Raw genomic sequence first — 25,941 nt, 5'->3', positions numbered from 1 at the left:
TGATTTTCCGATAATTACCACACAAAAAAAGCCAGCCGAATGGGCTAGCTGTCTTTTTGATCCATCTGCAGTTGGATTTGTTTTAAGATTTTCTTTTCAAGCCGCGAGACTTGTACTTGTGAAATGCCAAGCCGCTCAGCTACTTCTGATTGGGTTTGATCCTTATAATAACGCAGGTAAACAATCAGCTTCTCCCGCTCTTCTAACTCTTTGATTGCTTCTTTTAATGCGATCTTTTCAAACCATTTTTCTTCTGAGTGATCGGCAATTTGATCAAGTAACGTAATCGGATCTCCATCATTTTCATACACAGTTTCATGAATAGAGGAAGGAGATCGAACCGCTTCCTGAGCAAGAACCACATCTTCTGGTGTAATATCAAGATAATCGGCAATTTCCTGCACAGTCGGCATTCTGCCGTGAGACTTCGACAATTCATCTCTTGCTCGTCTAATTTTATTCCCAAGTTCCTTTAACGACCGGCTGACTTTGACCGTTCCATCATCTCGAATAAATCGCTGTATTTCACCGATAATCATCGGGACCGCATAGGTTGAAAATTTGACGTCATAGGACAAATCAAACTTATCAACAGATTTTAATAGTCCAATACAGCCAATCTGAAACAGATCATCGGGTTCATATCCTCTATTTAAAAAGCGCTGAACAACGGACCAAACAAGACGCATGTTTTTTTCTACGAGGAGGTCTCTTGCTTGTTGATCTCCGTCTTGGCTTTTTTTGATGAGACTTTTGACTTCATCATTTGACAGCTGCGCCTTTTTTGCTTGCTTTTTTACCTCCACATCCATATGAGCAGCTCCTTTAATTACAAAGCGCTTTGCTTTTTGATAGATGCTTTGTTAAACGGATCGTCGTGCCCATTTCTGGAGAGGAGTCAACCATAACGTCATCCATGAAATTCTCCATGATGGTAAAGCCCATTCCAGAGCGTTCTAAGTCTGGTTTTGTTGTAAATAGCGGCTGTCTTGCTTCTTCAAGATTTGTAATCCCCTTCCCTTCATCACGGATGGTGAGATAAACAATATGATCGTCCAGTGTGACGCTGATATGCACCTTCCCATCTGGATTTCCATCATATCCATGAATAATCGAGTTTGTCACTGCCTCTGATACAACGGTTTTAATCTCTGTTAGTTCATCTAATGTGGGGTCAAGCTGGGCGATAAATGCAGCCACAGTTACCCTTGCGAACGATTCATTTTGACTCAGTGCAGAAAAGGTGAGGTTCATTTCATTTGTCATGATGCCACCCCCAATGTTTGTAATGCCGTTTGCTCAGAAGGCTCCATTCGGATAATTTTAAACAAGCCTGACATATCAAATAACCGATTAACAGCCGGTGAGATTGCGCAAACAACCATTTCCCCGCCAAGCTGTTTGATTTGTTTATATCTCCCTAAAATCACGCCGAGTCCAGAGCTGTCCATAAATGTTAAATCAGCCAGATTCAGCACAATATGGCGAATGTCCTCTGTTTCCAAATAATTCGTCACCTTTTGCCTCAACGTTTCTGCGGAGTGATGATCGAGCTCTCCTGTCAATCGAATGCAAAGTACGCTCTCTTTTACTTGAAAATCAATACCAAGGCTCATCTTTTTCTTCCTCCTTGCTCTAATTTCGGATAAAGAATGTTTCTCTTTTACATGAAGTAATTCCTTCACCATGACAAAACTAGTGATCATTCGTCACATTTAGATGTTCTTTTCCCTGCATTCCATAGCAAAAAGACTGCTATATGCAGCAGTCTCTTCTCGTTTATTTCCATTTCACAAAATCGGCCATTGTTCGTTTGAAGAATGTCCAAATGCCTGCTTTTTCTATTCCTTCTTTTGCTTCAACAGGGCTTTCGTGTAGAACTTTGCCGTCTTTTTTCAAGACAATCGTACCAAGCTCTGTTCCTTTTGAAAATGGGGCCGTGACATCATGAGACAATTTGATTTCTTTTTTAATCCGATCGATATTCTCGCCTTTTTTTGTTAACAGGGAGATTGGCTCTGAAGTGACAAGCTGAACCTTTTTCTTTTGTCCTTTGCTCACTTTGATTTCTGCCACTTCTTGACCTCTTTTATAAAGCGGGTGGGTTGTATATTGATTAAATGCATAATCTAGCATTTTGACCACTTGGGCATTTCTGTCTTTCGGTGTACTTGCGCCGAATACAACAGCAATGACGCGCATATTGCCTTTTTTAGCAGATGCGGTTAAACAATATTTTGCCTCGCCTGTAAAACCTGTTTTCAATCCATCGACGCCAGGATAAAATTTGATCAGACGATTCGTGTTCACAAGCCAGAATTTCTTATCTGTGTTTTGCCGGAGATAATCCTCGTATACGCCGGTAAACTTTGTAATTTGTTCATATTTCAACAGCTCTTTCGCCATTTTAGCCATATCGTGAGCTGTACTGTAATGACCTTTTTCAGGAAGTCCGGTTGGGTTTTGAAAGACTGTTGAGGTGAGCCCGAGTTCTTTTGCCTTTTTGTTCATCTGCTCAACGAACTGTTCTTCAGATCCAGCAATATGCTCAGCCATGGCAACTGACGCATCATTTCCTGATGCAATGGCAATGCCTTTCAGCATTTCTTCAACAGTCATTTCTTCCCCAGGTTCAAGGAAAATTTGCGAACCACCCATTGATGCTGCATAATCGCTCGTTCTCACTTTGTCTGTCATTTTCAGTTTTCCTTGGTCAATTGCTTCCATGATGAGAAGCATGGTCATGATCTTGGTCATACTTGCAGGCGCAAGCTTTTCATCACTATTTTTATTGTAAAGTACCTTTCCCGTGTCACGTTCAATTAGGATCGCTGATTTTGCTTCGTGCGCTAGTTCTGACGTTTGTTTTTCTGATGGTTTTTCTACTCTTTCTTTTGCTATAGCTGATGGTGAAACCATTGAGATAATGATCATTAAGATAAACAATGTACATATATGACGTTTCAAGTGGCAGACCTCCATTATCGTAATCATTTACATTTTTTCCTTGTAAAGGCTGTTTTATTCAGAGATCGTTTGATTGCTTAAAAAAAGCCCTCTGTTTTGATGAACAGAAGGCTTTCACTAACGTACTATTTAAGTTGTTTGACAATACCTTTCACTAATTCAAGGAAACGTGCTTTCACCTTTTCAGTCACTTCAATGACTTCATGATGAGAAAGCGGCTGATCTAAAATACCTGAGGCTGCATTGGAGATACATGAAATACCAAGCACCTTCATTCCTGCATGACGTGCGACAATCACTTCTGGCACTGTCGACATGCCGACTGCATCAGATCCAATCGTTCTTAGGAAACGTACTTCAGCTGGTGTTTCGTATGAGGGACCAGTCATCCCAGCATAGACACCCTTTTGAACAGATATTCCTAAGTCTTTCGCCGTTTTCTCTGCAAGCGTGAGTAGCTCTTGATCATACGGTGCAGACATATCAGGGAAACGTACTCCCTGACTGTCATTTGGTCCAATTAAAGGATTCGTTCCCATCATATTGATATGATCGGTAATCAGCATGAGGTCGCCTGGCTGAAAGGACGTATTCACGCCACCAGCCGCATTTGTCACAATGAATATGTCGATGCCAATTTCTTTCATCACTCGAACAGGGAAAGTGACTTGTTTCAAATCATATCCTTCATAGTAATGAAAACGTCCTTGCATCGCGCAAACGACAGTGCCCTTAAGCGTCCCGATCACAAGCTGTCCTGCATGCCCCTCAACGGTTGAAACAGGGAATCCAGGAATATCTTCATATTTTAATTTGATTGGATTTTCGATCTCATCTGCTAAAATACCGAGTCCAGAACCTAATATCAATCCAACTGTTGGTTCATATGTTGATGCTTGTTGAATATATGCCGCCGCTTCTGAAAACTTTGCTCCCACGTGTTTCCCCCCTATTTGAGTTTGGATAAAAAGCTTGTTCCGTATTTAGGCATCGTTGAATGGAAATTATCTGCTATCGTTGCGCCAATGTCAGCAAAGGTTTTGGCTGTTGGCAGTTGATGAGCTTCTTGATGTTTTTTGCTGTATACAATGAGCGGAACATATTCTCTTGTATGGTCTGTTCCATGATGGATCGGGTCATTCCCATGATCTGCTGTAATAACGAGCAAGTCATCTTCTTTTAATCGTTCAAACACTTCAGGAAGTCGTGCATCAAATTCCTCTAATGCCTTTCCGTAGCCCTCTGGATCTCTTCTATGCCCATAAAGTGCATCAAAATCGACAAGGTTCAAAAAGCTTAATCCTGTAAAATCTGTTTTAAGCGTCTCAATCAGCTTGTCCATACCATCCATATTTGATTTTGTCCTGAGAGACGATGTAATTCCTTCACCATCATAAATATCAGAAATTTTACCAATGGCAATGACATCTAGCCCGTCATCTTTCAGCTCATTCATGACTGTCCGATCAAATGGTTTCAAGGCATAATCGTGACGGTTTGGGGTTCGGACAAATGCACCCGGCTCTCCAACAAACGGACGAGCGATAATACGTCCTACCATATATTTTTCATCTAACGTTAGTTCTCGTGCAATTTCACAAATGCGGTAAAGCTCTTCTAATGGCACAACTTCTTCGTGGGCAGCAATTTGCAAGACAGAATCAGCAGATGTATAAACAATTAAATCACCTGTTTTCATATGCTCTTCGCCAAGCTCGTCAAGGATTTCTGTGCCAGAAGCTGGTTTATTTCCGATAATGCCTCGCCCTGTTTTTTCTTTTAATTCATTTAATAGTTCATCTGGAAAGCCGTCTGGAAATACTTTGAACGGTGTGTCTATGTAAAGACCCATGATTTCCCAGTGTCCTGTCATCGTATCTTTACCGTTTGATGCTTCTTGCATTTTTCCATAATACGCAAGCGGTTTTTCGTCCGCTGGAATTCCTTTGATTTCTCTAATATGACTTAGACCGAGTTTACCCATATTTGGCATATGAAGCCCGTTCATTTTTTCTGCAATATGTCCAAGTGTATCTGCACCTACATCATTAAAGTCAGCAGCATCTGGTGCTTCACCAATCCCTACTGAATCCATCACAATGAGGAAAATGCGTTTATACTGATAATCAGGCATTAAAAAGCGCCTCCTTCAACATTCTTGTCCTGTCACCTTTCATTATAGAGGTCAGACATCTCAAGTATAAACCGTTTTCAAGTCAATTGACAACCTTAAACGGTACAAACAGAAAAAAGCATGATACACGTTTATCGTGTCATGCTTTACTTATGCCCTCGGATGGTATTTGTGATACACATCTTTCAATCTTGTTTTCGTGACATGCGTATAAATTTGTGTGGTCGAGATATCCGCATGCCCAAGCATCTCCTGTACTGCTCTTAGATCAGCACCGTTTTCAAGCAGATGTGTAGCAAATGAATGTCTGAGCGTATGGGGTGTCAATTCCTTTTGAATGCCTGCTTCAATCGCTCGTTTCTTTAGATTCTTCCAAAATCCTTGTCTTGACATCTTTTTGCCGTGATGATTCAAAAATAACGCATCAGTAGTCTGCTTTTTTAGTAGCTTGCTTCTTCCTTTTTCTAAATACACCTCAATCGCACTTGCAGCCGCTTCACCAATTGGCACAATTCGTTCTTTTCTCCCTTTTCCAAAACAGCGGATAAATCCCATTGTCAGATGAACATCAGAAAGTGTCAGATCGAGCATTTCACTCACACGAATGCCTGTTGCATATAAAAGCTCGAGCATGGCTTTATCCCGATAGTCAAATGGCATGTGCTGATTTGGTGTATCCAGAAGCTTTTCTACCTCATGCAATGAAAGAACTTTAGGCAATGTCCGCTCTGTTTTTTGTGTTTCAATGTTCCAAGATGGATCATCTGTTGTCACTTTTTCCCGAAGTAAAAATTGATGAAAGGAACGAATAGATGATAAATGCCGCACGGACGTTTTACTTGATTTTCCTTCATCTTTTAGCTGCTTTAAATAATGAATGATATGTATTCGCGTCACATCATTTACATCCTTTAACTGCTCATGCGTCATTAAAAAGGACAAGTAATTCTGTAAATCTCTTTTATAAGAGACAATGGTATTTTCAGAGAGTCCTCTCTCCACTGTCAAAAAATGAATAAAGTCGGATAATTGATCGTTCAATGATTTCTACTCCCCGTTTTGATAAAAATAAATCAATCGACTTTGCCAGTTGTCTCGATTCGGCTGATCCATTTCCATCACTTTAATCGCTGCACCTTCTGGTTTGTCATAGCGATGATAGCTTTCATATTCTGAATTTATCCATATCATAGCATAATAGAACAGGACGGTAAAACCAGTAAACAAGATAAATACTTTTATCACTTCACCTGTTGTTTTGAGCCATTTCATGATTTTCATGTCCTTTCTCATCTTCTCGTTATTTCAGCATATGCCAGATGGGACAAGGAATATACAATTAAAATGCAAAAAACCTTCTCATATTGAATGAAAAGGTTCCAACTCGGGTTATTTGCCGGATGCATCATCATGACAACGATGGCAAATGCCATGGAATGTCAATCGATGATCCTTAATTTTAAATTTCCAATCACGTTCGATCATTTCTTCCACATCTTCTAATAAATCTTCTTCAATCTCATCAACTGTTCCGCATTCCATGCAGACAAGGTGATGATGGAAGTGAGCGGCTCCTTCTTTACGAAGATCATATCGCGAAACGCCGTCTCCAAAGTTAATTTTATCAACAACTTTCAGTTCAGTTAGTAATTCTAACGTCCGATAAACAGTAGCAAGACCAATTTCAGGAGACTTCTCTTTTACGAGGAGGTATACATCTTCTGCACTTAAATGGTCTTCTTCATTCTCAAGTAGTACTCTAACTGTTGCTTCACGCTGTGGCGTGAGCTTATAGCTGGAAGAATGAAGCTGTTTCTTAATCCGATCAATACGATTTTCCATTGACTTTCCCTCCTACGCCACATTACTTGATCATTATATCAAATCATGTGCAGAGAGCCAACTATAATCATTTTAAATTGATAAATAAATTGATTATTATTTAATAATTATTATAAAATATTCCTTAAAAGAGTACACTTGCTAGTTTTTTCATTAACATCAACGAAAGATAAGATTCAAAAAAAGAGGAAAGAGCAGCAAGCGTTAAAATCATGAGCAATACAGATGCATATCTTCCAAACCACTGGACAGGTGCTTGACTAATGTTCTTTTTCAAGAAGAGTTGTCCAATGAGACGAATGGAAAAAGCAATTGCACAAGTTCCGATGACCAAATAAGCTGGAATTAGCAAAATGTTTTGCGGGAGGACAGATACAAAAGAAAGAAAGAATCCATTCAGCCCCATTTGATTGACAAGGAAACCGACGGTAAAACCAACGACGATTCCTTTTAAAAAAATCATGAGAAAGATCAGCGGCAACCCAATGATGGATATCCCTAGTATCCACATGAGACCTAAGTATTTCATATGATGTAAGAAACTTTGTAAAAACATTTCTTTAGATTCTGTTGTTTTCTCATTCGTCAGCTGACCAAAAAATTGATTTAAATAATAGAATAAATCCTCTTTCTGACTAATTGTCATGCTATTGACAATGATCGCTCCAAAGATGACGCCCATTAAAAAGAGAACAGATACAAACAAATAAATAGAGAGATGATCTTTTACATGCTGAAGAAGATGTTCCTTCCAAGACTTTTTGCGCATACGTCTTCCTCCCAAATAGTAAAGGTTACTAGATTCTATGAGAGAGAATACGAAACATGACAGTTTTATTGTAAGAAAAAAGAGACAACAGCAGACAGACTTGCTTTCTCTTTTATTTTTATCGTGCAGCTTTTTGTAAGTTCACAAGCCCTGCTCCATAATAAAATGGCTCCCCAAGTTTTGTCGCTGTTTGCGAGAGTCTTTCACGCACTTCTTTGTTTGTCAGGTTTGGGTGTTTTGATAGAATGACAGCGGCTGCTCCCGCTACATGTGGTGAAGCCATTGACGTTCCGCTCTTATAGCCATATTCGTTGTTAGGAATTGTGCTTAACGTCGAAACGCCCGGTGCTGATACCTCGATTTCTTCTCCAACAGAGGAGTCAAACGCTCTTTGCCTTCTTTGATCAACAGATGCTACAGCAACAACCGAGCTGTATTTGGCAGGATAGTCAATGGTATTTAATGAACCGTAACTACCCGCATTCCCAGCGGAGGCCACAATGAGAAGCCCTTTGTCATACGCCCTATCTACGGCTTCCTCCAGCGCCCCTGATTCACTTGCGCCCCCCATACTAATATTCAAGACATCCATGTGATTCTCAATGGCCCATTCAATTCCTTTAATAATCCAGCTATAGTAGCCATCACCGTTTTGGTCTGCTACCTTTACTGCATAAAGAGAAGCTTTTGGCGCTACACCTACGACTCCAATTTTATTATCTAATGCTGCAATGATACCTGCCACATGCGTTCCATGCTCGTGAAAATCAACCAGCGGGTCAGACTCAGTTGGGACAAAGCTGATACCGCCTGCTACGTTTACATCTTCGTGCTTGCCATCAATGCCACTATCCAGTACCGCTACTTTGACGTTCTGTCCAGCGTATCCCCGTTTATGTACCTTTTGTGCTTTGATGCTCTTTATGCCGTAAGGGACGGTTTGGCCACTTGTTTTCGCCTTTTGGTCCTCTTCAATAAATGTAACTTCTTTTGCTTGTTTCAGCTTTTCTTTCGAAGTCTCATTCAATGAAACTTTCATCATATCTATTTGTTCTATTGATTCTTTCACATGTCCACCAGCTTCTTGCACAAGCTGTTTTTGTACTCGATCTTGAACGGAAGAAGAAAAGCCGATCATATACTCTTTTTTTGCTTGCTCCTTTGCAGATATGTCAGCTATGCCAAATGTGATTGATACCAGCATTATACTTGCCATACAAAGCCCTGCGCCAAATGACTTTACTTTCACAATACGCACTCTCCCTTTCATTGCTTTTTTGCTATTTAACTACACCTTTATTCAAAAAGAAACGACCGTTTGTCCTATTTTTTAAAATTTTACCAATCTTTTGATATAGTTGTCACAAAAAAGCAAAATAAAAAGGCTTATGATCATCTTGGTCATGGATCATACACACTCTTACCTTCATGTTATGTCATTTGGTATGGCTTCTTGTTTTCATTTTCTTTTTGGGTACTAAAATTCTGCGCAATTCCTCTTGGCTGTTCTGCCTTTCAATTGTACTGTTTTAGGACATGCTTGCGTTTTTTTGTTTTTCCCATTTGGCAGATTCCTTTTTTTGTTATTATCATCACAAAAAAAAGATAGACGTACACACACGCCTATCCTTCCTTTTTCTTTACCATATCAAGATGCGGGATACCATCTTCATTATAACAGTCTGAAACGGCTTCAAAACCAAAAGATTCGTAAAACGACTTCAAATAGGCTTGCGCCTGTATTTTCACTCTTTTTTCTTCTAATTCGCTGAGCTTTTCCAAAGCAGCTCCAAGTAGTCATCTCCCATAGCCTTTCTTCCGGTGCGCTTGTGTGACAAGCACACGACCGATAGAAGCTTCCTGATACACGATTCCACTTTGAAAAATTCGGCAATAGGCAACAATGCTGCCGTTCTCTTTTGCTATTAAATGAAGAGCTTTTTGGTCACGATCATCTATTTCTGGATAAGGACATGTTTGTTCCACGACAAATACGTGGACCCTTTCCATTAATAGGTGATAAAGGTCGTTTTTTGATAAATGTTTGACACGTCCATTTAAGTTGCTTCATGGTTGATATCCACCTTGCCATAGACTCCGCCTCCGCCAGCGATCAGTCCAACTTCTCCCTTTCTTGCTTTTATGATGTAATTAGCTGTTTTTTCCGGCAGTACATTTTTCAGTTCTTTTTCAGTTGCTTGATGTAGAATATTCATTTCCGTTTGAAATACTGTTTTCAGCTTTTCTAAAGTTTTTGCACCAACACCCGGAATAAATTGAAGCGGAAGCTGATGGACATAAGGCGGCCGTTTTCCTTTGTCACATTCCTGATCAGCAAGCTCCTTTAAACGCTCACTCACCCCTTTTATAAAACGGGTATGCCCGCACGTCTGACATACATGGTCATACTCATTTGGTCTCACCCCGCACTTTTCACAGGTCGTATGATAATATTTCCCGAGCTGAGGGGCAAGTCCATAATTACCCGTAATTTTTCGACCATCTTTCCCTTGAAGGGCTAATGCAAATTCTCTAAAGGAAGCATGATCCATTAAAATTTTTGTATATTCTCGTGCGATTTTCCCTAAGGAATGCGCATCTGAATTTGTTAAAAAGGGATAGCGATTCAGTTCACTGAGCTGGGAAGCCATGGACGTATCACAACTGAGTCCAAGCTCAACAGCATCAATGAAGTTCGGATCAAACACTTCGGTTAAAGAAGCTTTTACCCCTTTACCATATAAACTTTTATGAGGAGTGAAAATATGTGCAGGGATAAATAAACCTCCCAGCTCCTTTACCTTACGCTGAAGTGTTCTGCCATCAACATATAGACGCTGTGAACTCAAATGAACATTCTTCATGTGAAGTGCTAGCCATGCTGAGAATTCAGACATTTTTATTAATGTTGGCATAAATGCAAGCACATGAATTGGGCCATTTGAATATCCATCATTGATTTCTAGTTCACTGCCCAGCAATAAAACCGTTTGTCCAAATGATAGACCTCCATCATCCAGTTCGGAATATCGCCCTTCCTTGACACCATCTTTTAATTCTTCTAGAACTTCGGGAGATTGCGCATCAATCACACCAATCATTCCCATCCCCTTACTTTGTGACGCCTCTTTTAAAATTTGATCAATGGTTAACGACCTTGCACCTGTAATTTTGACAGCCCTGCCTGTTCTCGTCCTGCCAATGTGAATATGGATGTCTGCAAAAAACTCCTTCATTTTGTTCACTCAAGTACCTCTTGAAGTTGCAAATACTGGATGGCATAAGCTGTTTTTGCATCATAAATATGCTGTTTTTCAATGAGGTGCAATGCTTCTTCTAAAGAAACCTCCATGACTTCTACAAATTCATCTTCATCAAGTTCTCTTTTTTCTTCAAGCGGAACTAATTGATCAGCCAAATAAATGTGAACAAGCTCATCCGCAAATCCAGGGGATGTGTAAAAAGCGGTTAGTTTTTTGAGATGCTGAGTCGTGTATCCTGTTTCTTCTTCTAATTCTCTTCGTGCTGTATGTTTTGGCTCTTCACCTTGTTCTAATTTTCCAGCGGGGATTTCAACAATCGCTCGTTCTAATGCTTTACGATATTGCTTGACCAAAATGATCTTATTTTCTTCCGTACGTGCAATGACCGCTACGGCACCCGGATGTTTAATGATTTCTCGTTTAGCTTGTTTACCGTTTGGTAATTCAACATCTTCAATAATCAAATCAATGATTTTCCCGTTGTATAATGCTTTAGATGTTAATGTTTTCTCTTCAAAGTCTTTCAAATTTGTCAACTCCTCGTTCTACTTTCACTTATTGCTTCATTCATTTTAACATATATGAATGATGAGAAACGAAGAACGAAAGACCGCTTCAATGCGCCATTTGAAATCAACTGGCTTGAATTCCTCATTTTTTTATTTTAATGTGAAAGGATAGGAGTGTGATTGAATTGAAAAAAAGGCGAATTGGCACCTCTGATTTACTTGTAAGTGAGGCTGCACTAGGATGTATGTCCCTTGGTACTGAGAAAGAAAAAGCATTCTCTCTATTGGATGAAGCCATTGATCTCGGAATTAATTATCTGGATACAGCAGATTTATATGACTTTGGAACAAATGAGGAAATCGTCGGTGAAGCCATTAAGAATAGACGACAAGATCTTATTTTGGCGACAAAAGTTGGAAACCGCTTTGAAAAAGGAAAGCCGGGTTGGGATTGGGATCCTTCAAAAGCGTACATAAAAGAGGCCGTAAAACAGAGCCTCAAGCGACTTCAGACAGATTATATTGATTTATATCAATTGCATGGCGGTACCATCCAAGACCCAATTGACGAAACAATCGAAGCTTTTGAAGAATTAGTGGAAGAAGGGGTGATTCGGTATTACGGCATATCTTCCATACGTCCAAACGTCATTAAAGAATATGCTAAAAAATCGAACATTGTCAGTGTCATGATGCAATTTAGCTTACTAGACCGCCGTCCAGAAGAATGGCTCTCTCTCCTTGAAGAACAAAGCATTAGTGTTGTCGCGAGAGGTCCTCTTGCGAAAGGGCTTTTAACTGAAAAACCACTTGCTCACGCCAGTGCATCCATTCAAAAAAATGGCTATCTTGCGTACTCATTTGAAGAACTCGAGCAGCTCATCCCTTCTTTAAAATGCGTCGCTTATGACCTAACACTGACTGAGCTTTCGATCCAATATCTCTTAAAGCATTCTGCCGTAAGCTCCGTTGTATTCGGTGCTAGTTCTCTTAAGCAGCTAAAAGAAAATGTTGCAGCGGCAAATGCACGTTCTTTAAGTGATCAAGAATTAAAAGCATTAAAATACTACACAAAGCAGACTATATATGACACTCACCGCTTGTAAACAACGTAAAAAGAGATCACTCATGTGCTCTCTTTTTCCAATCTACATTGCTTTCGTCTAATAGCTGCGAAAAGCTTTTATTTTTTCTCTCTGCTGACGAAGCATATCTTGACTCTTTTTTCCTTCTCTTTTTCAGTTTCTCTTGCAAGCTCTTATTTCATTTGAAGGAGTTTATGTTTTAGATCTTCATTTATGCCGTCCTTTCGTTTTGCTTGATCTTGGTTTGTCTTTTTCATGTCTGTCTCTCTCTTTTTGCCCTAGTGTATCATCCGTTTCATTCGCTGACTAAGAGCACGACACCTTCCCAATATGTGGTATGATCTTTATAGGAAAATCGATAGAAAGGAAGAATTAGCTTGAAGGAGAAATGGATTGTAGCACTCGCCTTATTACCATTCCCTTTTGTCGCAATAGGCATTTTCTTCACCAATAAATTGATGTATATTCGTAAATTAACGGATGAAGAGTTAGTCAAGCGCGAGACAGATGAAGGACATTATCAACACCATGAGTTTAATCAGCTAAAAAAAGAAAAAGTTTGTATCCCCTCATCCTTTGGTTATGATCTTCATGGCTACTTTGTCCCGTTTCTACATACAAAACGTACAATCGTGCTTTGTCACGGCGTCACAGTCAGCCTAATCAATTCAGTCAAATATATGACATTATTTCAAAAACTCGGCTGGAATGTGCTGCTTTATGATCACAGAAGGCATGGAATGAGTGGAGGAAAAACCACAAGTTATGGGTATTATGAAAAAGAAGATTTGGCGCAGGTCATTGAGTGGCTGAGAAAAAGGCTTGGATCTGATGCCACGATTGGCATACATGGTGAATCAATGGGTGCAGTCACTACCTTGTTATACGCTGCAAAGCCCGAAGCAAACGCAAATTTTTACATTGCTGACTGTCCTTTTGCTTCTCTTGAAGAGCAGTTGATTTATAGGTTAAAGATGGACTTTCGCCTATCAGGCAATTGGATTCTCCCGCTAAGTGATTACGTGTTAAAATGGCGAGACGGGTACCGCATTCGGCAAGTAGCCCCGCTTGATGTCATTGATCAAGTGAAAGAACCTGTTCTGTTCATTCATAGCCGCCATGACGACTATATCCCCTGTGAACAGAGCCAAAAGCTATATGCACATAAAAAAGGAGATAAACAGTTATTTATTGCGCCACACGGTGCGCATGCGATGTCTTATAGCGAAAATAAGGAAGCTTATGAGCAAGAGGTTCAGACATTTCTTAAGAAGTTTGTATTCAATAAAAATGAAAGAGGAGTTTGAACCTTTGTTCGTCCCCTCTTTCACTTGACTAACTTATACGATAGTCACTACTGTTGTATGATGTCTGCCCGCCAGCTCCATGTGACTCTCTTCAGATTGCTGCTGACTCATGACCGACAATCCTGCAGTTGCTGCCAATAAAAGAACTATCAAACTCATTTTCATATAAATGACCTCCATTTTGAATTTTTGAGATTGCTTGAATTTTCCTTTCGTAAAAACGAGTAGATGCTTCGAACTGTCCAAGCTCATTATAATAATGAGCAGCATCAAGGGCCAATTCTTCAATATCAGGGTATAAACGCTTGTCCTCCAACAGGTCTAATGTATCGTCTATGATCTTTATTTCTGTATCAACGTATAATGCTTTTAAAAACTGGAATTTACAGATGTATATTTCATCTTCTAATTCACAGGCTTTCATCATACCTTTTTGATAGAGGGTTAACGACTCTTCTTTTTGTTTTTGTTTAAACAGGATTTGTGTCAGCATAAATAATGGGTCTAAAGAGCGATTCAGGTGGGTTAAATTCTCCTTTTCAAACACTTCAAGAGAATACTTCAGATAACGACTTGCCGTAACAAGGTCATTCATTTGGTAATAGCAGTTACCTAAGTTGAAAAGGGCCGAACCTATTACTCGGGGATTTCCAATTGAGCGTGCTCGCTTAAGAGCATTTTTAAAGTAGGGCAATGCATGATCATAACATTTCAAATCATCATAGTTTGCACCAATGACAAATTCACAATGGATGATTCTTAGCGTGTACGTCCTGTAGGCCGAATACGTATCTAACGCTTGCAAAGCATAGTGCATCGAAAAGTGGGTTTGTTTCATGTGGTAGTATATTTCTGCTAATTTAAAATAAAATTCCGCTCTCTCTATATCATCTGATATCAGATTGAGCTTTTTTTCTGCTGAACGGTAATAAGCAATGGCACTCAAATAATTTCTTTGTTCAAATTCAAACATTCCTCTGAAAAAATGAACATAGTATTCAAGCATATCCGTTAATTTCGTTTGCGAATTTTGTATCATTTCTAGAAGCTTCTTAATTTCTTCATCATTCGAGGCTTTTTTTGCCGGTTCAAAATATTCAAGCATGACCTTATGGCGAAAATCCATTAGCTGGTAAAACAGTAACAGGTTTTGATCCTGTTCCATCTCAAGAATTTCCTGCTCGATTTCGGCCTTCAACCTCTCTGCTTTCATGACATGAAATCCACAAATCTGCCTATACCATTCGTTAATTTTGATTCCAACCTGAGGCGATGACAGCTTGAGCTTCAATTCATTTAGCACCTCCCTCCTCATATACGACGATACATGTTGTATTCTATCATATTTCCTCGAATGGAAAAATATGAAAAGTCATTTTTTGCAAAGTTTTCGGTATCCCGCAATAAACGTTTCCATTGCCTATTTTTCGGCATTTACAGCCTCTATTCGTTTCATTACTATCTTTTCATTTTGTCAAAATGTCATATGAAAACAGTTTTTTGTCGTTTAATAAGATCATTTTTCAAATTAGACAGTCTTCTTGTTTGATGAGATCATAAGCGTACGAAAAAACCCTTTTCAATAAAGGGCTTTTATAAAACATCTGTCACTTGTTCCATATTCTCTTTAATCCAATTTACTGCTAATTCGAGCGTTGGAAATTCTTCCGTTTCAAATGTGACTTCATCTTGAAGGAGCCAAACATCCTTTTTGACTGAATCCATTCCACCTATTGACCAGTGCAAAAGGCTATAGGGATGATTGTTATTTAAAAACGACACCCACGTTTTATTCTGTGCCGTATTTTGTATCACTTTTAGCTTTTGATCCACTACATTTCCACCTTACTTTACAAGTATACCCATTCTCGGGCTGAGTATTTGTTGAGGACTTTTCAACATGAGTGTATTGGCTTTTTCATTAAAATCAATCGTCATTTTATCATCAAAAAATACCTTTTGTGCTGTGTGTATATACAGCTTAAATGATTGATTATGCTTGAGCTCTTCCCACTCACCTGTTCTTTCACTTGTGAGCCAAATCATTGGTACACCGCTTACCGCACAGCCGCATCCATCTGAATCATAGCGAAGAAGCAGTTCGTTTGTTTCATGTTCTGCTTGTCGTTTTTCTATAAATGATGCTGCCGACTCTGTTATTTGAATATACATGACGAACATCCTTTTTTCGTTGATTATTATATTGTAACATATCAATCATCAATTAAACATTCTCATGAACTATGCCAATTCTCGATCAGACTTTATTGCTCGGCGCTGTTACAGCCTTTATCGTTGTTCCTCCTTCCTTTTTAGTAGCTTCATAAAACACTTGATAGAGGATTTTGTCGATCTTTAGTTTGCGGTGGTCTGGATGTACTCCAACAAAGTGAATCTTCATCTGAATGAGATTGTGATAGAAAAACGACTAAAAAGCCGATCAGTTCCTTTTTCAACGACGACAAAACTTGTTTGCTGAAAATGTTCAAAAAATCGCTTTGGCAGTTTTTCACGCAAATCTCTGCCTCTCCACCAGCTTTGAATGACAGATGTGACAGCGTAAAAATCTGATGGCTTCACTTGACGTATCTGATGACTTCGCTCCTTTTCATTTTTGGCTTTACCGCTCTTTTTTTTTTCACAAAAAAGCGATTGTTTCAATAGTCTACCTGTCCGATCAATTATTTGTAAAGACAGACTGAAAGCCCCCTAAGTTTAAAGTTTGAGGGATCTCTGTTCTTTCAGCCGCCATCTCCTTTCAAATCTTCACACTTATTTCAAAAAGTTCACTTTTTGTGCAAAAGTTTCACTCTTTCGTATGGTAAGATGGTTCGTATGGAAAGGGTTAGAAATGTGTTTATTGGAGATGATGATATTGGTTTGGGTCGTTAGTTCGCTTGTTGTGTTTAGTCTTTTGAAGCTGCTTGTCACCTCGCTGCCTTCTGGTGTTGTTGAACGCCTGCTCAGTCGTTTTGCGGTGCATGCAAAAGTAACAGGTGATCAAACAAACATAACTTTTCAAGGTCGCCCGATAGGCGATCAACAAAAATCTGAAATTATTCGACATTTTAATGAAGCGATCTTTATTGAACGCTACTATATTTATCCTGGAGATGAAAAGCGTTTTCTGCAACCGAATGACGGGCCGACACCGCTTATAATGCAAACGAAGCTTGGCAAGCAGGATGTGACCCTTTATTTGTTTCATTACGATGACCATGTGGATGTGGTTCGGCAGTATACCCATAAGCCAAAGAAAAAACTCACAGCTTACCGTTTGCGCTCTGAACCGCTTCAAACCTTCCACACCATGGCACATACCTGAGATTACATTTAATTTGCGTAGACGAAGTGTGAGACACTTCGTCTTTTGAGTTCCTTCTACTATCAAAAGTACAGAAAAAAGCTGAATCATAAACGAAATCGCTTATGATTCAGCTTCTGTCATATTTACTCTATTTTTCCATTAGAAAATTTCGTCGTTTCAATCGTGAGCACAATACCTTCCCATCCACCATTTATGGTATCACTCCTTCATTTTCCATTTCACCATCAAGCTCTCAAAGATATGAATGATTTACCAGTATCTATTTCACCTTCTATTGGTTACAATAAAAACGAACATACGTTCTTAGAGGTGGAAAGCAATGAATGAAAGAGCAATTCTACTTGTCGATATGCAGTCATTTTATGCATCAGTAGAGAAGATAGAAGCTCCTCACTTGGAGCATGTGCCACTCATTGTCTCAGGAGATCCAAAGCGGCGAAGTGGGGTTGTGCTTGCAGCATGCCCTCTCGCCAAGAAACGAGGCGTACAAAATGCATCAAGATTATGGGAAGCACAAGAGAAATGTCCCGAAGCAGTTGTGGTTCGTCCCCGTATGCAGCGTTATCTTGATGTATCTGTCATGATTACAGAACTGCTTGAGCAATACACAGACCTTGTTGAGCCCTATTCAATTGATGAGCAGTTTCTTGATATTACTGGCAGTCTCACATTATTGGGCTCTCCCCGCGATATCGCTCAAAACATACAGACGACCATTATGAATCAGACCGGCATTTATGCACGTGTTGGCATCGGTCCTAATAAAGTACTCGCTAAAATGGCTTGTGACCATTTTGCTAAAAAGAATACATCAGGTATTTATGAGCTCAGTTCAGATCGAATCGCTGCTGATTTATGGCCGCTTCCGATCGGAAAATTATTTGGAGTTGGCAAACGAATGGAACATCATCTAAAACGAATGGGCATCAGCACAATCGGTACGCTGGCCACTTATCCATTAGACCGGTTAAAAAAACGCTGGGGCATTAATGGAGAACTTTTGCAGCGGACAGCTTTAGGCCACGATCCTTCTCCTGTAACCGTTCATACACATGATCAGCAAAAAGCGATTGGACATCACATGACCTTGCCGCATGATTATTCATCCTTTGAGGAGATCAAAGTGGCACTCCTTGAATTGAGTGAAGAGGTGGCAAGACGTGCACGTTTTAAGCACTATCTTGGACAGACGGTCTCTGTCGGTGTAAGAGGAGCTGATTTTTCGCATCCTACAGGATTTCACAGACAAATCAAACTCCACTCTCCCACCCAGTACGGGGTAGATATTGCAGAGGCAGCCATTCAATTGTGTCAGCAGCACTGGGATGGTCAGCCCATTCGTCGTGTCGGCATCACCCTCTCTCAACTCAAGCCTGACAATGAATATCAGCTGACTTTATTTGATCATCATCTAAAAAAAGACAAACTAAGCAAAGTATTTGATGAGATTCATTTCAAATACGGACCTGCTTCATTACTGCACGCTTCGTCACTGACAACCGCTGGGCAAGCTTATCACCGTGCTGAGAAAATTGGCGGTCATTATAAATAGCGGAGGTGAATAACCATGAATCCCAATAAACTAACACCAGGATACAACATCATGTGGGAATCAAGCCGAATGATGCTGCCAGAGCATCGAGAACAGCTACTTGCTCAAAAACGAAAGAAAAAAGAATACGTCCCCCTGCCGCTAAGTGCTGATCAGCTCGAGGACATGAATTTTCTTATGATGCAGTCGATTACCGAGGATCAAGCGATTTCCATTACATATGTATCTTCAGGCATTAAAGCGCAGTTTTGGGGATGGGTCAAAGCCATTCATTATGAAACCAAGCGCGTGAAAATGGTGAATGATGAAGATGTTCTGGAGCTTTCCTTGCAGCAAATTGTAGCGATTGAATCAAGAGCAGACTGTCTTGATTTGTAAAATAAAAGGAAAATCAAAATGGATGAAAGATTGCTTGAAAAAATGCTCGATCAGGGCTTACGGCAATGTGTGGAAAACCACCTGTTTAGCCTTCTGAAAAATCAATGCTCAGCGTGACCTTAAAAATCGGCAAAAGGATGTACCAAAAGAAGATGTACAATCATATTAAGGAAGTTCTCTATGAATTTCTTGCCACATGACTTTGTTTCCTACATTAAATTGTGTATTTAATTTACACAATTTTTCATGTATGATTGGAACATCTTACAAACTCAGGGGAGAAACAGGATGAAAAATAACTTACGTACTTTACATCCACTAAGCTGGACGATCATTATCGGCACCATATTCGGCCGAATGGCGACATCCATGAGCATCCCATTTTTAGCCGTTTATTTGACACAAGTCAAAGGGGCAACAGCCTCTTCTGCGGGATTCATCATTGCTGTCAGCTCGCTCATTGGAATCGTTGCGAGCTTTTACGGTGGCTACATTTCCGACCGAATTGGCAGAAAAAAAGTCATGCTCATGTCCATCTTCGGCTGGACACTTGTCTTTGTCGGTTTTGCGTTTGCAGATGCCATCTGGGTATTCTTTGTCATGAACGCCCTAAACGGACTTTGCCGAGCACTTTTTGAACCAACTTCTAAAGCACTCTTATCAGATGTCACACCACCGAGCATTCGGTTGTTTGTATTCAATTTAAGGTACACAGCAATTAACATTGGCGTTATCTTTGGTCCACTTCTTGGCTTATATCTTGGGTCATCAAAAACCACCATTCCGTTTCTTGCTGCTGCTTTCATTTACTTTCTGTACGGATTAACTCTTGCATGGCAATTCAAGAAACATCCGGTTGCCACTCCAGCAAGCATCAAACAAATTAGTATCAAAAAAGCCCTTTCCATTATCCAGAAGGACACAGTCTTTACCATTATCCTGATCGGTATTATTTTATGTTCGTTCGGCTATTCACAACTAAGCTCGACGTTGCCTCAATATTTATCGGCTTCTCCTTTTATTGAGGACGGTCCTAAGCTGTTTGGATATCTTTTATCATTAAATGCTGTCGTTGTCATTGTGGTTCAATACCCGCTCCTTTTGATCGCCAAGCGTTACTCTACCATTTTGTCTTTGACCGCCGGAAATGTTCTCATTGCAGGTAGCTTGTTTGCTATTGCTTTCTCACAAAGTCTCGGTACGCTTGCCTTTATCATTGTGATCTTTACCATCGGAGAAGTGTTGCTATTTGCCATGATGGATCTCTTTATCGACAATATTGCAAAGCCTGAAGTGAAGGGATCGTACTTTGGTGCAGTGGGGTTTTCTCAGCTCGGCAGTGTCATCGGACCATGGGTTGGCGGCATGTGCATTGACTTTTTCGGGGCAGCGAACCCCCTTTCAATTTTTTCTGTCCTTTCGATCATCACCATTGCAGGCGTTCCATTCTTACTTATCGGATACTACCGGCTGCGAAAAAGATCTGAGGCGAACGTTGCTGTTAACATCCGTGCAGACCATTAAAAACATGAGCGATTTTCAGACTGTAAAGGGTTTTTTTCGCTTTCAATCACGAAAACATGAGAGGTTAAATAGCTCAACAGAAAGAAAAAAGCTTGTCGATTTTGTCGACAAGCTCAAACCCTTTCTAACATGAGCGGTATTTTTATTATACTCGGCGTATTGCGATCTCTTCCACCTTATGCTGAGCACCTTTTTTTAAAATCAGATCTGCTCTATATTTTGTCGGCAAAATATTTTCATATAAATTAGGACGATTTACTGTATTCCAAATCGTACTTGCCATCTGATCAGCCTCTTCGTCGGTCAAATCTTTGTATTGATGAAAAAATGATTCAGGGTCTTGGAAGGCTGTTTCTCGAAGCAAACGAAAACGTTCTTTATACCAAGATTGAATCTGCATTTCAGCGGCGTCCACATAAATAGAGAAATCAAAGAAATCTGATACAAACACACGAGGTTCATCTTTCAAATCATCTAGCGCTGGTGATTGAAGGACATTGATCCCTTCAATGATGACAATATCTGCATCCTCCACTGTTTCATAAACTCCTTCGAGTCGGTCGTAGGTTAAATGAGAATAAACCGGTGCACGTACGATTTGTTTACCCGATTTTAATTCATTTAAAAATGAGAGCAATGCTTTGACATCATAGCTTTCCGGAAATCCCTTCTTTTCCATAAGACCTCTCTCTCTTAGCTCTTTTTGAGGATACAAAAAGCCATCGGTTGTGACAAGACTCACCTTCAGCCCATCTCCAAGTCTTGATAAAAGAGTTTCAATAATACGTGCGGTCGTACTCTTACCAACGGCTACACTTCCAGCAATCCCAATTAAAAAGGGGATTTTTGCATCATGTGGATAGTTCAAAAAAGCATTGACATGCTGGTTTTTTTGTTTTTCTGCAAATACATGTAATGTAAGAAAACGAATAAGTGGTATGTAAATCTCCTGAACTTCTTCAAGCGATAAATAATCGTTTAATCCTTGAAGCGCTCTTGCTTCCTCTTCTGAAACAGACACCGGCATATGTTCCCCAAGAGCTGCCCAAGCCTCTCTCGTATGGCGTGTATATAGTGTATTAAAATTCAGTCGTTCTTCACCCAAGTTCTTTCCCACCAATCTTCACTAAACTCATATACAAAAAACGATAATCCGATTGTAGCTTAAAATGAAGGCGCTGTCTTTATTTTAAGCTAAAGTTTGCTCCTTTTATGAAAAAAAGAATGTAAAAGAGGGTCAATAAGGGGATTGAGTTGGATAGACAGATGGGAGCACACCAAATGAAGTATGTGATAATTGGCGGAGATGCAACAGGAATGAGCTGCCATGCAAATATACAGAGAGGATTCAGACGCCCACATTGTCGCTTTAGAAAAAGGAGAGATTTACTCATATAGATCGGCGGACTCCCCTACTTCATTGGCGGTCTTATAGATATCACAGTAAGCCGTCGCCCAGTCTGTTTCATGTTTTTGGTGTTGTCAATTAAGCCTCATTAAGCAGAAAAAGAAACCAGTTCATGACCGGTTTCTGTCATTTTTTACTTTTTCATCATCGCTTTGCGCACTGCTTTTTCAAATAAGAATGGGAAAAGCAGATACAATTTGCTACTAGCATTCATCCAACCGGGTAAATTAATTTCTCTTCTTTTGGTCATCATCGCTGAAACGACCTTTCCTGCTACCTTGTCAGCACTGAGCATGATGAAATCAACGTTCTTGACATATTCACCACTACGATCAGCAATGGTAAAGAAGTCTGTTGCAATCGGCCCTGGGTTCACCGTTGTGACGTGGATACCAAAGTCTGCAAGCTCCATTCTAAGACTGTTTGAAAAACCGAGCACTGCATGCTTTGATGCTGAGTAGATCGCTGATTTAGGTGTTGCGATTTTTCCTGCTTGAGACGCAATATTGATAATATGACCCTGCCCTCTTTTTTTCATATCTGGTATCACTTTTTTCGTGCAGGCGATAAGACCAAATACATTGACCTCAAACATAGAAATCATTTCTTCAATAGATGCATCTTCTACTAGATCGAATAAGCCAAAGCCGGCATTGTTGACCAAAATATCAACAGGTCCTACCTCTTCATACGCGCGATCAATTTGCTCAAGCTGACTCACATCAAGCTCAACGATTTGACAAACTCCTCCAGCATTTATAATCTTTTCTTTCACATCTGTTAGTTTTTCTATTCGTCTTGCAGAAATGATGACCTCTGCTCCTTGCTCTGATGCCAAATAGGCCATTTTTTCACCGATTCCGCTAGATGCACCCGTCATCCATATTCTCTTTCCTTTTAATCGTCCCATGCGCTTCACTCCTTAGTTTGCTTGGTAATAGAGTATCCCATCTTTTTCTATTTCTCCAATTTGTCCAGCCGCTTTGAGCACATCTAGCTGACCTACTGTTTCAGACATGGTTAAAAATAATGCCTCTTCATATAAAACAGGAAACAGCGTGCGGCATAGGTGAAAAGCTGTCATTTCTTTTCGTTTGAGCAACTGATAGATAGTATGAGCTCGTTTCTCTTGTTTCTTAAAACGTTCTTTTATCAATTCATGATGAGAAGTAATTAGCTGACCGTGACCTGGATAGATGGTCTTGATTGGCCAAGTCAATAATCGATGAAGTGATTCTTTATATTGAATCAACGATTTTTGACGCTCCTGCCCTTCATCTGGTGCTTCCATTAACGGATTAGAGGAAATGGTTGTTAAAAGCAAATCACCACCAATGAAGTTCCCCGTCACTTCATCTAAAAAGGAAAGATGAGACTGTGCATGACCCGGAGTTTCCACTACAAGAAAGTGCTCATGTCCCTTTATACGATCCCCTTCCTTAAGCACGATGTCAAGATGTGCAGTACAGGAATATGTATAGGACTGCTTCACAATTCTCTCACATTCATTTTGATGAAGCGGCACACCTAATTGCTGAAAATACGTATCCATAAAGTCAATTTGGCGCTGCATAAACTGAGGATCCCGACTAATATATGGTTCATTCACCTGATGTCCAAGCACACGTACCTCGGGTTTCATCATATCTAAGAGACCGACATGATCTGCATGATGATGAGTCAAGACTACTTGATCTATATCTTCAATGGACAAATGATGTTGTTTTAATTGCGTAACAAAGGCTTGCTGCGCCTCTATTGTCATAGGTCCGCAATCCACTAGGGTCACAGCCTCTCCTTTTAATACATATGCATGGACATCCCCAACGGCAAACGGTGTGGGGATTGATAACTGAATGATGTCTTCTTTCACTTTTATACGTCATCTCCTGCTTTTTAACTCGTGACTCAAATCCATTCACACCTCTTTATTTATTGTATCTTGCAAAAGGCAGGCTGTCATGTTGTTTACATGGTCAATTTTTTTATCAGCTCCTATTGACACAAACTTGTCCATCGTTGCATAATGAACAACAAATATAAGATGTGCGATGACAAGGATTAGTAAGCAAAATAATGATGCAAGAGAGTGAAGTTCCTTGGCTGTAAGACTTCACCATCCTCTTATTTGCTGAACCTGCCCTTTGAGCTGTTAGGCAAACCTAAACGTTTCCCGCGTTAAGGGACTAGAGCTGAGTATGCATGTTTGCATGCTAATTGAGGGTGGTACCGCGAAATACCTTTCGTCCTTTGCAGGCGAGAGGTTTTTTTATTTTTTACAAGGAGGAGCAGCTTATGAGTAAAATTGGATTTATCGGTGCAGGTTCGATGACCGAGTCTATGATCAAAGGTTTATTAAAAAGCGGACTCATGTCAAATGAGGACATTATTGTGACAAATAAAACAAACGAAAAGCGGTTAGAGGAATTAAAGGTGCGCTACGGGGTCAAAACGGATTTCTCCCGTTCCTTTATTTATGAACAAGCAGATATACTTGTTTTTGCTTTGAAGCCGAAGGATGCAGAAAGCGGCATTTCTGACGTACGACCTCATTTAAAGGGACAGCTTATCATTTCAATTTTAGCTGGTATTTCAATTGAGACGATTCAACATTATGCTGGGGAAAAAATGGCGGTGATTCGTGCCATGCCTAACACGTCTGCAGCTATTCAGCAATCAGCGACAGGCATTGCCATAAGCGATGAAGTCACAAAGGAACAAAAGGAAAAGGCAGTCAAACTGTTTGAAACAATTGGTCATGTGACCGTATTAGATGAGTCACAGCTAAATGCTGTCACAGCCATAGCAGGAAGCGGTCCTGCTTTCATTTATCATTTGATTGAAGGAATGGAACGAGCAGCTTCTGAGCTTGGTATGGAGCAAGCAACAGCGAAATTACTCATTTGCCAAATGATTGCAGGCGCTGCCAATATGCTTCAGGAGAGCGGAAAAGAACCTGCTGAATTACGCAAAGAAATCACAAGCGAAGGCGGAACAACAGAAGCTGGGCTGAACACACTCGCTTCGTACCATTTTGAAGAAGCGGTTGTCGATTGTGTCAAAACAGCGACAAAACGCGCAGCAGAATTAAATGAAATGTTTTCAGTGGGCACGTATAAGTGATATGAAAAAGCACCTGTTTTGATAAAAGGTGCTTTTTCACATATGCCCATCTATTTCGCTAGTGACTGGATTTGAACGGTATGATTCACACTTTGGTTCTTTCTGTTCTTTTTTAGAAGTGGCTTGTTCTAATAGAGAATCACGTGCTTGATAAAAATTCACATCAATTAACAATTCTTGATGCGTCATTTATTAACACCTCCTCACGTAGATGATTCACTCATTGACATGATGGCTTTGATTTGAGCCAGATGATGATTTTCATGTAAAGCGATGGTTTCAGCTAATATTTGCACTGTCATCACGCCTTCTTCTGGATGCAAACCTGATTGGTCCCATATATCCTTTTCTAATAGCTGAAGCGTTTTACATCTTTTCTCTTTCAAGCGATTAATCAGCGATTTGATCTCCTGAGCATTATACAATTCATAAGCTCTTTCCTTCACGTAAATGTCAGGATCATACGATTGAAAAGGCGTGTGATCGTTTGATATGACCTGCTCTATCCGATTTGACCAGACTTCTTCTGTATCATATAAATGTCCGACGATTTGTTTAATGGACCACTTGCCATGTCCGATAGACTGATCTAGTGTTTGCACATCACACACCTGTATAAGTTGCTCAAGTTCACATATACTTTGCTGAAGTGATGCGATAATTTCTGTTTTTGCTAATTTTCCAGTTTCCATTGTGTTCCCCTATCCCCTTTCAAGTGAATGTATGTTTATGTTGATTGATCATCATATCCT

The 25,941-nt window shown here is 40.0% G+C and carries 30 protein-coding genes, 2 pseudogenes and 1 other annotated feature; of the genes and pseudogenes, 8 read left to right on the top strand and 24 right to left on the bottom strand.

The window, feature by feature from the left end:
• Window positions 1–44: 44 nt before the first annotated feature.
• The 15 genes from sigF to ACIQCE_RS09975 all read right to left on the bottom strand — a co-directional run bounded on the left by sigF (window position 45) and on the right by ACIQCE_RS09975 (window position 11,502).
• The gene (gene sigF, locus ACIQCE_RS10045; protein WP_353855353.1) at window positions 45–812 is read right to left on the bottom strand and encodes an RNA polymerase sporulation sigma factor SigF; all 768 of its coding nucleotides are present in this window, start codon (window positions 810–812) and stop codon (window positions 45–47) included.
• 13 nt (window positions 813–825) lie between these two features.
• Window positions 826–1,266: an anti-sigma F factor gene (gene spoIIAB / locus ACIQCE_RS10040; protein WP_353855352.1), complete on the bottom strand. Its 441-nt coding sequence runs from the start codon at window positions 1,264–1,266 to the stop codon at window positions 826–828.
• Window positions 1,263–1,616: an anti-sigma F factor antagonist gene (spoIIAA, locus tag ACIQCE_RS10035; RefSeq protein ID WP_400494726.1), complete on the bottom strand. Its 354-nt coding sequence runs from the start codon at window positions 1,614–1,616 to the stop codon at window positions 1,263–1,265. Before spoIIAA ends, spoIIAB begins: the two co-directional genes overlap by 4 nt.
• Window positions 1,617–1,779: 163 nt before the next feature.
• Window positions 1,780–2,967, bottom strand: a complete 1,188-nt coding sequence (locus tag ACIQCE_RS10030; protein WP_400494724.1) for a D-alanyl-D-alanine carboxypeptidase family protein — start codon at window positions 2,965–2,967, stop codon at window positions 1,780–1,782.
• A 125-nt stretch (window positions 2,968–3,092) separates the two neighbouring features.
• Window positions 3,093–3,905: a purine-nucleoside phosphorylase gene (locus tag ACIQCE_RS10025; RefSeq protein ID WP_400494722.1), complete on the bottom strand. Its 813-nt coding sequence runs from the start codon at window positions 3,903–3,905 to the stop codon at window positions 3,093–3,095.
• An 11-nt stretch (window positions 3,906–3,916) separates the two neighbouring features.
• Window positions 3,917–5,101 carry a phosphopentomutase gene (gene deoB / locus ACIQCE_RS10020; protein ID WP_400494720.1) on the bottom strand — a complete coding sequence of 395 codons (1,185 nt, stop codon included), beginning with the start codon at window positions 5,099–5,101 and terminating at the stop codon, window positions 3,917–3,919.
• 150 nt (window positions 5,102–5,251) lie between these two features.
• Window positions 5,252–6,142 carry a site-specific tyrosine recombinase XerD gene (gene xerD, locus ACIQCE_RS10015; RefSeq protein WP_400494718.1) on the bottom strand — a complete coding sequence of 297 codons (891 nt, stop codon included), beginning with the start codon at window positions 6,140–6,142 and terminating at the stop codon, window positions 5,252–5,254.
• 6 nt (window positions 6,143–6,148) lie between these two features.
• The gene (locus ACIQCE_RS10010; protein WP_353856520.1) at window positions 6,149–6,376 is read right to left on the bottom strand and encodes a YqzK family protein; all 228 of its coding nucleotides are present in this window, start codon (window positions 6,374–6,376) and stop codon (window positions 6,149–6,151) included.
• Between the two features lie 114 nt (window positions 6,377–6,490).
• On the bottom strand, window positions 6,491–6,943 hold the full coding sequence (fur, locus tag ACIQCE_RS10005) for a ferric iron uptake transcriptional regulator (protein ID WP_400494715.1): 453 nt from the start codon (window positions 6,941–6,943) through the stop codon (window positions 6,491–6,493).
• A 124-nt stretch (window positions 6,944–7,067) separates the two neighbouring features.
• Window positions 7,068–7,712, bottom strand: coding sequence for a stage II sporulation protein M (spoIIM, locus tag ACIQCE_RS10000; protein WP_400494713.1), 645 nt, complete (start codon window positions 7,710–7,712; stop codon window positions 7,068–7,070).
• Between the two features lie 118 nt (window positions 7,713–7,830).
• Window positions 7,831–8,961: a S8 family peptidase gene (locus ACIQCE_RS09995; RefSeq protein WP_400494711.1), complete on the bottom strand. Its 1,131-nt coding sequence runs from the start codon at window positions 8,959–8,961 to the stop codon at window positions 7,831–7,833.
• 374 nt (window positions 8,962–9,335) lie between these two features.
• Complete coding sequence (locus ACIQCE_RS09990; protein ID WP_400494709.1) at window positions 9,336–9,494, bottom strand: GNAT family N-acetyltransferase; 159 nt, start codon at window positions 9,492–9,494, stop codon at window positions 9,336–9,338.
• A 15-nt stretch (window positions 9,495–9,509) separates the two neighbouring features.
• Window positions 9,510–9,698, bottom strand: coding sequence for a GNAT family N-acetyltransferase (locus tag ACIQCE_RS09985; protein ID WP_400494707.1), 189 nt, complete (start codon window positions 9,696–9,698; stop codon window positions 9,510–9,512).
• Window positions 9,699–9,769: 71 nt separating this feature from the next.
• Window positions 9,770–10,948: a TIGR00375 family protein gene (locus ACIQCE_RS09980; protein WP_400494987.1), complete on the bottom strand. Its 1,179-nt coding sequence runs from the start codon at window positions 10,946–10,948 to the stop codon at window positions 9,770–9,772.
• Window positions 10,949–10,953: 5 nt separating this feature from the next.
• Window positions 10,954–11,502 carry an NUDIX hydrolase gene (locus ACIQCE_RS09975; protein WP_353855342.1) on the bottom strand — a complete coding sequence of 183 codons (549 nt, stop codon included), beginning with the start codon at window positions 11,500–11,502 and terminating at the stop codon, window positions 10,954–10,956.
• Between the two features lie 167 nt (window positions 11,503–11,669).
• Between ACIQCE_RS09975 and ACIQCE_RS09970 the strand changes: the two genes are divergently transcribed.
• Window positions 11,670–12,590 (top strand): aldo/keto reductase, encoded by a 921-nt coding sequence (locus ACIQCE_RS09970; protein WP_400494705.1) that lies wholly within the window; start codon window positions 11,670–11,672, stop codon window positions 12,588–12,590.
• A 356-nt stretch (window positions 12,591–12,946) separates the two neighbouring features.
• A complete protein-coding gene (locus ACIQCE_RS09960; RefSeq protein ID WP_400494701.1) occupies window positions 12,947–13,876 on the top strand; it encodes an alpha/beta hydrolase in 930 nt (309 codons plus the stop codon).
• Window positions 13,877–13,904: 28 nt separating this feature from the next.
• Here the strand turns inward: ACIQCE_RS09960 and ACIQCE_RS09955 are convergent.
• From ACIQCE_RS09955 to ACIQCE_RS09940, 4 genes and pseudogenes are all read right to left on the bottom strand, one after another.
• Window positions 13,905–15,167, bottom strand: a pseudogene (locus ACIQCE_RS09955) (response regulator aspartate phosphatase).
• Between the two features lie 302 nt (window positions 15,168–15,469).
• Window positions 15,470–15,709: a YqkC family protein gene (locus ACIQCE_RS09950; protein WP_095408938.1), complete on the bottom strand. Its 240-nt coding sequence runs from the start codon at window positions 15,707–15,709 to the stop codon at window positions 15,470–15,472.
• A gap of 12 nt (window positions 15,710–15,721) precedes the next feature.
• Window positions 15,722–16,048 carry an iron-sulfur cluster biosynthesis family protein gene (locus ACIQCE_RS09945; RefSeq protein WP_400494699.1) on the bottom strand — a complete coding sequence of 109 codons (327 nt, stop codon included), beginning with the start codon at window positions 16,046–16,048 and terminating at the stop codon, window positions 15,722–15,724.
• Window positions 16,049–16,273: 225 nt separating this feature from the next.
• Window positions 16,274–16,537, bottom strand: coding sequence for a hypothetical protein (locus ACIQCE_RS09940; protein ID WP_400494697.1), 264 nt, complete (start codon window positions 16,535–16,537; stop codon window positions 16,274–16,276).
• 214 nt (window positions 16,538–16,751) lie between these two features.
• Here ACIQCE_RS09940 and ACIQCE_RS09935 point away from each other — a divergent pair, with 214 nt between their 5' ends.
• From ACIQCE_RS09935 to ACIQCE_RS09920, 4 genes are all read left to right on the top strand, one after another.
• Entirely contained in the window at window positions 16,752–17,201 is a 450-nt protein-coding gene (locus ACIQCE_RS09935) for a YfmQ family protein (protein ID WP_400494694.1), read from the top strand.
• 322 nt (window positions 17,202–17,523) lie between these two features.
• Window positions 17,524–18,756, top strand: coding sequence for a DNA polymerase IV (locus ACIQCE_RS09930; RefSeq protein WP_353855337.1), 1,233 nt, complete (start codon window positions 17,524–17,526; stop codon window positions 18,754–18,756).
• A 15-nt stretch (window positions 18,757–18,771) separates the two neighbouring features.
• The gene (locus ACIQCE_RS09925; protein WP_353855336.1) at window positions 18,772–19,134 is read left to right on the top strand and encodes a YolD-like family protein; all 363 of its coding nucleotides are present in this window, start codon (window positions 18,772–18,774) and stop codon (window positions 19,132–19,134) included.
• A 288-nt stretch (window positions 19,135–19,422) separates the two neighbouring features.
• Window positions 19,423–20,658 carry an MDR family MFS transporter gene (locus tag ACIQCE_RS09920; RefSeq protein WP_400494691.1) on the top strand — a complete coding sequence of 412 codons (1,236 nt, stop codon included), beginning with the start codon at window positions 19,423–19,425 and terminating at the stop codon, window positions 20,656–20,658.
• 145 nt (window positions 20,659–20,803) lie between these two features.
• On the opposite strand, the gene coaA is transcribed toward ACIQCE_RS09920, so the two are convergent.
• Window positions 20,804–21,763, bottom strand: coding sequence for a type I pantothenate kinase (coaA, locus tag ACIQCE_RS09915; RefSeq protein WP_400494690.1), 960 nt, complete (start codon window positions 21,761–21,763; stop codon window positions 20,804–20,806).
• A 176-nt stretch (window positions 21,764–21,939) separates the two neighbouring features.
• Here coaA and ACIQCE_RS09910 point away from each other — a divergent pair.
• Window positions 21,940–22,101, top strand: a pseudogene (locus ACIQCE_RS09910) (CoA-disulfide reductase); the annotation flags it as partial.
• Between the two features lie 98 nt (window positions 22,102–22,199).
• Here ACIQCE_RS09910 and ACIQCE_RS09905 read toward each other — a convergent pair.
• Window positions 22,200–22,976 (bottom strand): SDR family NAD(P)-dependent oxidoreductase, encoded by a 777-nt coding sequence (locus ACIQCE_RS09905; RefSeq protein ID WP_353855333.1) that lies wholly within the window; start codon window positions 22,974–22,976, stop codon window positions 22,200–22,202.
• 12 nt (window positions 22,977–22,988) lie between these two features.
• Window positions 22,989–23,939, bottom strand: coding sequence for an MBL fold metallo-hydrolase (locus ACIQCE_RS09900; RefSeq protein WP_400494688.1), 951 nt, complete (start codon window positions 23,937–23,939; stop codon window positions 22,989–22,991).
• Window positions 23,940–24,108: 169 nt separating this feature from the next.
• Window positions 24,109–24,320: a binding site (T-box leader), on the top strand.
• A gap of 41 nt (window positions 24,321–24,361) precedes the next feature.
• On the opposite strand from ACIQCE_RS09900, the gene proC reads away from it, so the two are divergent.
• Entirely contained in the window at window positions 24,362–25,189 is an 828-nt protein-coding gene (gene proC, locus ACIQCE_RS09895) for a pyrroline-5-carboxylate reductase (RefSeq protein WP_400494686.1), read from the top strand.
• A 36-nt stretch (window positions 25,190–25,225) separates the two neighbouring features.
• Here the strand turns inward: proC and ACIQCE_RS09890 are convergent, their stop codons facing one another.
• A complete protein-coding gene (locus ACIQCE_RS09890) occupies window positions 25,226–25,378 on the bottom strand; it encodes a hypothetical protein (protein ID WP_400494684.1) in 153 nt (50 codons plus the stop codon).
• Between the two features lie 14 nt (window positions 25,379–25,392).
• Window positions 25,393–25,881, bottom strand: coding sequence for a DinB family protein (locus ACIQCE_RS09885; RefSeq protein WP_400494683.1), 489 nt, complete (start codon window positions 25,879–25,881; stop codon window positions 25,393–25,395).
• Window positions 25,882–25,941 lie beyond the last annotated feature (60 nt).

Source organism: Bacillus sp. NPDC093026 (assembly GCF_044754665.1).
Classification (GTDB): Bacteria; Bacillota; Bacilli; order Bacillales; family Bacillaceae; genus Bacillus; species Bacillus maqinnsis.
Note: the sequence above shows the minus strand (reverse complement) of the source record. Positions and strands in the feature narration are given on the sequence as shown.

What these genes read in the sequence shown, in the direction of transcription:
- sigF (WP_353855353.1), bottom strand. Translation starts at nt 812, where the DNA reads ATGGATGTGGAGGTAAAAAAGCAAGCAAAAAAGGCGCAGCTGTCAAAT.
- spoIIAB (WP_353855352.1), bottom strand. Translation starts at nt 1,266, where the DNA reads ATGACAAATGAAATGAACCTCACCTTTTCTGCACTGAGTCAAAATGAA.
- spoIIAA (WP_400494726.1), bottom strand. Translation starts at nt 1,616, where the DNA reads ATGAGCCTTGGTATTGATTTTCAAGTAAAAGAGAGCGTACTTTGCATT.
- deoB (WP_400494720.1), bottom strand. Translation starts at nt 5,101, where the DNA reads ATGCCTGATTATCAGTATAAACGCATTTTCCTCATTGTGATGGATTCA.
- fur (WP_400494715.1), bottom strand. Translation starts at nt 6,943, where the DNA reads ATGGAAAATCGTATTGATCGGATTAAGAAACAGCTTCATTCTTCCAGC.
- spoIIM (WP_400494713.1), bottom strand. Translation starts at nt 7,712, where the DNA reads ATGCGCAAAAAGTCTTGGAAGGAACATCTTCTTCAGCATGTAAAAGAT.
- ACIQCE_RS09980 (WP_400494987.1), bottom strand. Translation starts at nt 10,948, where the DNA reads ATGAAGGAGTTTTTTGCAGACATCCATATTCACATTGGCAGGACGAGA.
- ACIQCE_RS09945 (WP_400494699.1), bottom strand. Translation starts at nt 16,048, where the DNA reads ATGTATATTCAAATAACAGAGTCGGCAGCATCATTTATAGAAAAACGA.
- ACIQCE_RS09930 (WP_353855337.1), top strand. Translation starts at nt 17,524, where the DNA reads ATGAATGAAAGAGCAATTCTACTTGTCGATATGCAGTCATTTTATGCA.
- ACIQCE_RS09925 (WP_353855336.1), top strand. Translation starts at nt 18,772, where the DNA reads ATGAATCCCAATAAACTAACACCAGGATACAACATCATGTGGGAATCA.
- ACIQCE_RS09920 (WP_400494691.1), top strand. Translation starts at nt 19,423, where the DNA reads ATGAAAAATAACTTACGTACTTTACATCCACTAAGCTGGACGATCATT.
- ACIQCE_RS09905 (WP_353855333.1), bottom strand. Translation starts at nt 22,976, where the DNA reads ATGGGACGATTAAAAGGAAAGAGAATATGGATGACGGGTGCATCTAGC.
- proC (WP_400494686.1), top strand. Translation starts at nt 24,362, where the DNA reads ATGAGTAAAATTGGATTTATCGGTGCAGGTTCGATGACCGAGTCTATG.
- ACIQCE_RS09890 (WP_400494684.1), bottom strand. Translation starts at nt 25,378, where the DNA reads ATGACGCATCAAGAATTGTTAATTGATGTGAATTTTTATCAAGCACGT.
- ACIQCE_RS09885 (WP_400494683.1), bottom strand. Translation starts at nt 25,881, where the DNA reads ATGGAAACTGGAAAATTAGCAAAAACAGAAATTATCGCATCACTTCAG.